This window comes from Mesorhizobium sp. M7A.F.Ca.AU.001.01.1.1 (assembly GCF_004022735.1).
GTDB lineage: Bacteria > Pseudomonadota > Alphaproteobacteria > Rhizobiales > Rhizobiaceae > Mesorhizobium > Mesorhizobium ciceri.
Genome location: NZ_RZPF01000297.1, coordinates 1 through 7,334, shown reverse-complemented (window position 1 = coordinate 7,334; position 7,334 = coordinate 1). Strand labels below are relative to the sequence as shown.

The following is a 7,334-nucleotide window of genomic DNA, read 5'->3' as shown; positions in this document are numbered from 1 at the left end:
GCGGTGTAGTCCCGGCCCGGCAGGTTGCTGGTCAGTTTCTCGCTCCTCACTCTTGTGGTCAGGCCGGCGTAGCGGTTCAGCCACCAGGTCAGGCCGGCCTCGGCGCTCAACACCCTGTCATGGCCGTCGATGCCGATGTAATCACGCCAGTCGAGACCCAGAGCCGCGTTGGCGGTGAGGTTGGCGCGAATCTGGCGTTCGCCTGTCAGGCGACCGGAATAGAGGATGTCGCCGCTCTCGCCCGATGTGGTCGTGGGCTCGACGGTGGTCCGCCCGGTCAGGCCGATTATGGTGCCGCGCTCGGGTGACCATTTGAGGTCGGCGTTGACGGTGGCACCCGAGATCGCATCGAGGTTTTTGTCGTCGATCGCTTCCCTGAGCCAGCCGGCCGAGAATTCGCCCGACAGCTTCTCACCCATGTCGAGTGCAAGGCCGGCGCGGGCGCCGAGTCGCGTCGACGAGCGCTCGAAGCCTTCATTGTCGATGCGTTGATCATAGGTCCGGCGGCCGACCTCGATTTCGGTGAAGGGGGTCAGGGCAGGGGAGATCTCGTAGCCGGTGCGCAACGTCGCCGTGTAGAGCGTCGAGTCCTGATCCTTCTGCGACAGCGAGGTGCCGTCCGATAGCTTGGCGTCGCCGTAGAAGTCGTGCGAGACCGCGCCGGTCAAGGTGTACTGCATCTTGCCGAGATGCTTTTCGACGGCCAGGCTGCCATCGATGGTCTGCCGCAGCGGCTGCTTGCTGACGCCGGCAATGGCGTCCGGCGATGATGCCGATTCCGGCACGGCCTCGTAGCCGAGCTTGGCGATGGCGCGCAAACCATTGTCGAGGTCGACATTGAGCTGGCCTTCGATGCGGCCTTGCTCGTCGTGAACCGGGTAACCCGAGACGGTCTCGCGAAAAAGGCCATAGCCGTCGATCGTAGCGGAGTTCTCGCGCCAGTCGGAGGCGGCGGAAAAGCGCAGCGCCGTCTCGGACAGCAGCGCCGACTTGCCTGCACTGCTCGAATCGCCGTTCGAGGTGGCGGTCAGGCCCTGTTCGATCGTCGGCCGGATGACGAAGGAGCCCCATTTGACGCCGGTGGCGGCAAACGGATCATCCTCCAGCTTCTTCTTCTGGCCTTCGATGGCGTCCGTACGCTCCGCTCCTGGGTCGAGCTTCTGCCTGTCGGCGCTGTCGATGGTGAGTGCGCGGCGGTTGGCCGTGTCCGCATCGGTCTCTGCGGCATCGGTGGCGTCCGGCGTGGAGGCGGTCGTGGAAGCGGTGATGTCGGAGGTGTCGGCCGTCGATTTCTTCTTCTTTTTCGACTTGTCGGCAGCCTTGTCCTTGGCTTGGTCAGCCGCATTCTGCCTGGCGGCCGATGAGCGGCGGCGCGGCTTGGGCGGCGCCGCAGTGTCGACGGACGTGTCGTCAGTGGCTGCCGGCGGGTCAAAGAGGCTGCCGGTCGCGGTGGCGTCGCCAGTGTCAGCGTCGTCAGGCACGGCACCGGCGCTGGCCGGCAGATAGGTGCGGGCCGGCGCGTTGTCCTGCGCGGCGTTGGCCGGCTGTTGACCCTGCGCTGCCAAGGCCAGCTGTCTCGCCTTGCGCTGCTGGTCGGACAGGATCGCCGATTCCGAAACTTCGCCGCGCAGTTCGGTTTCCTGGGCATGGAGCGCCGTTGGGCGCAGCAAGGCAAACATGCTGGTTGCCAGCAGCAAGGCGCAGACCGCCTTGCCCCCACGTCCCGTCGAATTTTCTGGCTGGACCCCGGACATCGCCACCACTGCTTGCGCGGCGCACGCGCGCCATACTTACCGAACCGTAAATGGGGATGGTTAACGGAGGGTTGAGGCAGCGGCCCGTCAGCTGCCTGAAGCGCTGATTTCCAAAGGGATTCATACCGCGTGCGTTTTCTCGCCTGCCGTCGTCTGAACCACCGCACACGTTCGGGCGATATGCCTGGGGCCATTTCCGTTGGACAGCGCGCCGGCAAAGCGCTAATCGCATCAGCCATGCATGCGGGATCCCTGGATAAGAAGCCTTTGGACAGGCAAGCCTCGATCGCTTCGGCGCTGAGGACGGTGGCGACAGAACAGGCCGGTGTCGCAGCCCTCGCCGAGGCGCTGGAGAATGGGCTGGCCGCGCCTTTCGCCCAGGCGGTCGAGATGATCTCGGGGATTGAAGGCCGGCTCATCGTCACCGGCGTCGGCAAAAGCGGCCATATCGGTTCGAAGATCGCCGCGACGCTGGCCTCGACCGGCACGCCGGCTTTCTTTGTCCATCCCGCCGAAGCCAACCACGGCGATCTCGGCATGATCGCCAGGGACGACGCCATCATCGCCATGTCGTGGTCGGGCGAAAGCAAGGAACTGATGGGCATCGTCGCCTATTCCAGGCGCTTTTCCATTCCGCTGATCGCCATCACCGCCGGAGAGACATCGGCGCTGGCGCGGGCGGCGGACGTGGTGCTGCTTTTGCCGCGCGCTCCGGAGGCCTGTCCGCATGGCCTGGCGCCAACGACATCGACGCTGCTGCAACTGGTGATGGGCGACGCGCTGGCGATCGCGCTGCTCGAAGCACGCGGCTTCACGCCGGACCATTTCCGCACCTTTCACCCGGGCGGCCAGCTCGGCGCCAATTTGACGCAGATCCGCGAGATCATGCATGTCGGCGACAGGCTGCCGCTGGTGGTTGCGGGCACCGGCATGCAGGACGCGATCCTGGAACTGTCGCGCAAAGGGTTTGGCTGCGTCGCGATCACCGATGTCGACGGTGCGCTGGTCGGCATCATCACCGATGGCGACATCCGCCGTCACATCGGCAGCAATCTGCTGGCGATGACGGTGGATCAGGTGATGACAAGAGGTCCGAAGACCGCGACGCCGGACACGCTGGTGGCAACGGCGCTGCAGACGATCAACAATTCAGCCATCACCAGCCTGATGGTGGTGGAGGGCCGGAAACCAGTCGGCCTCATCCACCTGCATGATCTGCTGCGTATCGGCGCCGCCTGAACGTTCAGACCGCCTCGACGGTCAGTTCCAGATCCGTATCGGCCGCACCCGTCACGCGCACTTGCGTGCCGGCCGGCAGGTCAGGGCCGGAGACACGCCACAGTGTGTCGCCCAGCTTGATGCGGCCGCGCCCGTCACGGATCGGTTCGGCAAGTGTCGCCATCCTGCCGACCATCTGCGCGCCGCGCCGGTTGAGCAGCGGCTGATCGGTCGGGTCGTTGCGGCTGCCGACCAGCTTCTTGCCGACATAGGCCGAGACCAGCGACAGCGCCAGGAAGGCGAGGACCTGGACCTGCCATGTCCAGAAGCCGGTGTCCCAGATCAGCAGCGACACAGCGCCGATGATCAGCGCGGCGATGCCGATCCACAGCATGAAGATACCCGGCGCGATGATTTCCATCACCAGCAGGACGAAACCGAGAACCATCCAGTTCCACGGGCCGAGTTCGGAAACGATGCGGTCGATCATTGGTTTCGACCTCAGTTGTCGGTTGGGCGAACGACCGGCGGGCGCGCGGCCTGCCTCTGCGAGCCGGTCGTGCCCTCGCTGCGGAAGACTTCCTTGGCGATCTCGCCAATGCCGCCGAGCGAACCGATCAGCGACGATGCCTCGAAGGGCATCAGCACGATCTTGCTGTTGGTCGCAGTGCCGATCTTGCCCAACGCTTCGGTGTATTTCTGGGCAACGAAGTAGTTCAGCGCCTGCACATCGCCTTTGGAGATCGCTTCCGACACAACCTGGGTGGCGCGGGCCTCCGCCTCGGCCGAACGTTCGCGCGCCTCGGCATCGCGGAAGGCGGCTTCCTTGCGGCCTTCGGCCTCGAGGATCTGCGACTGCTTGAGGCCTTCGGCGGCAAGGATCTGGGCGCGCTTGTTGCGTTCCGCGGTCATCTGCCGGCCCATCGATTCGATAAGGTTGGCCGGCGGGTTGATGTCCTTGATTTCGACGCGGGTGATCTTGATGCCCCACGGGTGGGCCGCTTCGTCGACGACGCGCAGCAGGCGCTCGTTGATGGCGTCGCGGTTCGACAGGAGTTCATCGAGATCCATCGAACCCATGACGGTACGGATGTTGGTCATCGTCAAATTGAGGATGGCGTTCTGCAGGCCGGAAACCTGGTAGGCGGCCTGAGCGGCGTTGAGGATCTGGAAAAAGGCGATGCCGTCGACACCGACAATGGCGTTGTCGCGGGTGATGATTTCCTGGCTTGGAACGTCGAGCACCTGCTCCATCATGTTCATCTTGGCGCCGATGCGGTCGATGAACGGGTAAATGAAATTGAGACCCGGGCTCAGTGTCTTGGTGTAACGGCCAAAGCGCTCCACCGTATAGTTGTAGCCTTGCGGGATTGTCCTGATGCCTTTGATCAGCAGCACCAATACCAGAAGGGCAAGTGCACCAACCGCAATATCGAAACCACTGAAATCCATTTGGCTCTCCCTCAGACGAAGGCCGCACAAGCCATTCTCGCGCGGCCGACTTCACCAAAGACTTAAGTGTGTTTCAGATGCGTTACAATCAGGTGATGACGGATTGTTTGCGGGTGCGATCAGCGGTTGAAGGCAAACAATCTTGCATCCGTGTCCTCCAGCCCGTTGATCGAAGCCGGGACAATCTCGGAAGCGATCTGCGAGAAGGTGATGCCGTTGCCGCCGTAGCCCATCACTGCATAGATGCGCGGGTGGCGGGGAATGGCGCCGATATAGGGCAGGCCGGTGGTTGTGGTGCCGAACGAACCGGTCCAGGCAAAATCGGGCCTGGTGTCGAGATGCGGAAATACCAGGCCGAGCTCCTCGGCGATGCGTGTGCTCTTGTCGGCGATCAGCTCGTCGCGCCGCGCTTCGTCGACAAAATCCTCGTCCTCGCCGCCGCAAATGACCCGGCCGTCGATCGTCGTGCGCATATACAGATACGGCTCCGACGCTTCCCAGATGAACGCTGCGTCCGGCCAGAGCTTTCGCGGTTGCGGGCATGTTGCGATCGCCCATGTCGAGATGATCCGGTGGGCCGCGGCCGGCACGATCTCCACAAGTTCGTAGCCGGTGGCCAGAACAACATGTCGCGCGGTTATGGTCGGGCCATCCCTGGTCGCGACGACAACAGCTTCGGCGCTATCCTCGATCACTGTCGCGTCGACGGGGGCGTAGAAGCGAGCCTTGCGCTGAAGGGATTTCAGCAGCAGCCCAGCCGTCAGCTTACGCGGGTCGAGCGCGATGTTGCCGTGGCTGAGAATGGCGCCTTCGCGGTCGATGCCGAATGTCTCCGCCAGCGGCGCCGGCGTCAGATAGGTCGCGGCGATGCCGGCTAGCCGCCGTGCCTTGGCCTCGTCGCGCAGTTCCGACGGACCAAGTATCGTGCCAGACAGATAGAGCGACGGCGCCCGGCTCAGGCCACAGTTGATGCCGAGTTCGGCGATGCGTCCGGCGAGATTGGAGACGGCGAGCCGCGAGCGCCGCCAGGCCTGCTGCGCCGAGGCTCTGCCGACCATCTTCGAGAGCGTGGAGAGAGGCTGGTCTATTTCGAATGCCACCAGTGCGGTGGTTGCGGCCGTCGAGCCCTTCAGCGGACCGCGCCGGTCGATACAGATCACCCGATGGCCATCGGCCGTCAGCGCCTCGGCCATCATGGCGCCGCTGATGCCCATGCCGACGACCAGCACATCTGCCTTGACGTCCCGGACCAGGCCGTCCGTCGGCACCGCAGGCGCGCGATAGGCTGACCAGACGGGCTGGCCAGTTCTGAGGTCGAGTTTGCGGGACATCGCATTCTCCGGCGGCGCGCCTTAACGCCCCGGAGCTTGTGTTGTTCCGGAGTTAGAGCGGCGAGCTGCTCTAACTCCCGTTGACGAAATTCCCAAGGGAAAGCGCTATTCGCTTTTCCCGGGAAAACCGTTTCACACTTTTCCTGGAATTTCTCCTAGACCCAGCCAGACAGTTCGCGCCGCACCATCGCCTCGATCACCGCCATCCCCTCCGCGCTGTCGTTGAGGCAAGGGATATGGGCGAAATTCTTGCCGCCGGCATGGTGGAAGGTTTCGGCCGCCTCGCGGCCGATCTCATCCAGCGTCTCGATGCAGTCGACGGAAAAGCCGGGATTGACGACGGCGATCGACTTGACGCCGTCCTGTGCGAGTTTCTCCACCGTCTTGTCGGTATAGGGTTGCAGCCATTCCTGCGCGCCGAAGCGCGACTGGAAGGTGATGATCAGTTTCCTGTCATCCCAGCCGAGCCGTTCGCGCAACAGCCGCGTCGTCTTCTGGCAGTGGCAATGATAGGGATCGCCCTTCTCGAAATAGGGTTTTGGAATGCCGTGATAGGAGGTGATGACCACCTCCGGCTCGAAATCCAGCGTCGCCAGATGCCGTTCGATCGAACGCGCCAGCGCCTCGATATAGACCGGCTCGTCATAGTAGGGCGGCACGCTGCGGACGGCCGGCGCGCGGCGCATCTTCATCAGCGCGCGAAACAGCTGGTCGTTGGCTGTTGCCGTGGTCGTCGCCGAATATTGCGGATAGAGCGGAAACGAAAGAATGCGGTCGCAGCCCTGGTCGGCCAGACGCTGGGCAATGCTGGCGGTCGAAGGATTGCCATAGCGCATCGCCCAGTCGACGACGACATCAGGCAGGTCGCGCAGCGCTTCGGCCAGCTTTTCGGCCTGGGCACGGGTGTAGGTGCGCAGCGGCGACTCGTTCTTTTCCCGGTTCCAGATCCGGGCGTAATTGGCGCCCGACTTCTTGGGGCGCGTGGTGAGCACAAGTCCATAGAGGATCGGATACCAGATCGCCCTGTTGAGCTCGATGACGCGCGGATCGGACAGGAATTCACGCAGATACCGCCACATCGGCTTGAAATCGGTGCCATCGGGCGTGCCCAGATTGACCAGCATGACGCCGATCTTGCCCGCCTTGACCGGCGGATGCCCAGCGGGCAACGGGCCGAGCGCTTTTGCGACCTTGGGATCGGCAGGGGTGGGAAGCGTCATAAGGGTTCTCCGGGAGACGCGAACCTAACCATCTTGCGCGCGCATTCAATGCAGCGTCTGGCCGCACCTTAAAGCGGATTGTCCGAATGGATTCAGACGACCCGCTTTAACTCTTTGTTTTATGCATGTCGTTTTCCCAAAACCGAGGTCACTTTTGGGCGACATGCATTAGCCCGAAAACAGGACGCCCGTCCGGTTTTCGGACGGGCGGTGTCATTCAGGCATATAAGCGAGCTATTTCGGCGGGATGGTCAGGGTTGCGCCGACAGGAAGCCGGCGGGGTTCGTAGCCCTTGTTGGCGCCCGAAATGACCTTCCACCTGGCGCCGTCGCCATAGGCTTTCTTGGCCAGATCCCAAT

Annotated in this window: 6 protein-coding genes; 1 reads left to right on the top strand and 5 read right to left on the bottom strand. The window is 63.4% G+C overall.

Annotation, left to right across the window (positions count from 1 at the left end; genetic code table 11):
- Positions 1-1,754, bottom strand: a 1,754-nt coding sequence (locus tag EN884_RS18870; RefSeq protein WP_164895054.1) for an outer membrane beta-barrel protein, incomplete at its 3' end; no start/stop codon positions are given.
- Positions 1,755-1,991: 237 nt separating this feature from the next.
- On the opposite strand from EN884_RS18870, the gene EN884_RS18865 reads away from it, so the two are divergent.
- Complete coding sequence (locus EN884_RS18865; RefSeq protein WP_024502733.1) at positions 1,992-2,993, top strand: KpsF/GutQ family sugar-phosphate isomerase; 1,002 nt, start codon at positions 1,992-1,994, stop codon at positions 2,991-2,993.
- Positions 2,994-2,997: 4 nt separating this feature from the next.
- Here EN884_RS18865 and EN884_RS18860 read toward each other — a convergent pair whose 3' ends face one another.
- From EN884_RS18860 to hemH, 4 genes are all read right to left on the bottom strand, one after another.
- Positions 2,998-3,462 carry an NfeD family protein gene (locus tag EN884_RS18860; protein ID WP_013529725.1) on the bottom strand — a complete coding sequence of 155 codons (465 nt, stop codon included), beginning with the start codon at positions 3,460-3,462 and terminating at the stop codon, positions 2,998-3,000.
- A gap of 11 nt (positions 3,463-3,473) precedes the next feature.
- Positions 3,474-4,424 (bottom strand): SPFH domain-containing protein, encoded by a 951-nt coding sequence (locus EN884_RS18855; protein ID WP_013529726.1) that lies wholly within the window; start codon positions 4,422-4,424, stop codon positions 3,474-3,476.
- A 119-nt stretch (positions 4,425-4,543) separates the two neighbouring features.
- Entirely contained in the window at positions 4,544-5,755 is a 1,212-nt protein-coding gene (locus EN884_RS18850) for an FAD-binding oxidoreductase (protein ID WP_063168947.1), read from the bottom strand.
- 155 nt (positions 5,756-5,910) lie between these two features.
- Positions 5,911-6,975, bottom strand: coding sequence for a ferrochelatase (hemH, locus tag EN884_RS18845; RefSeq protein WP_013529728.1), 1,065 nt, complete (start codon positions 6,973-6,975; stop codon positions 5,911-5,913).
- Between the last annotated feature and the right edge of the window lie 359 nt (positions 6,976-7,334).

What these genes read in the sequence shown, in the direction of transcription:
- EN884_RS18865 (WP_024502733.1), top strand. Translation starts at nt 1,992, where the DNA reads ATGCATGCGGGATCCCTGGATAAGAAGCCTTTGGACAGGCAAGCCTCG.
- EN884_RS18860 (WP_013529725.1), bottom strand. Translation starts at nt 3,462, where the DNA reads ATGATCGACCGCATCGTTTCCGAACTCGGCCCGTGGAACTGGATGGTT.
- EN884_RS18855 (WP_013529726.1), bottom strand. Translation starts at nt 4,424, where the DNA reads ATGGATTTCAGTGGTTTCGATATTGCGGTTGGTGCACTTGCCCTTCTG.
- EN884_RS18850 (WP_063168947.1), bottom strand. Translation starts at nt 5,755, where the DNA reads ATGTCCCGCAAACTCGACCTCAGAACTGGCCAGCCCGTCTGGTCAGCC.
- hemH (WP_013529728.1), bottom strand. Translation starts at nt 6,975, where the DNA reads ATGACGCTTCCCACCCCTGCCGATCCCAAGGTCGCAAAAGCGCTCGGC.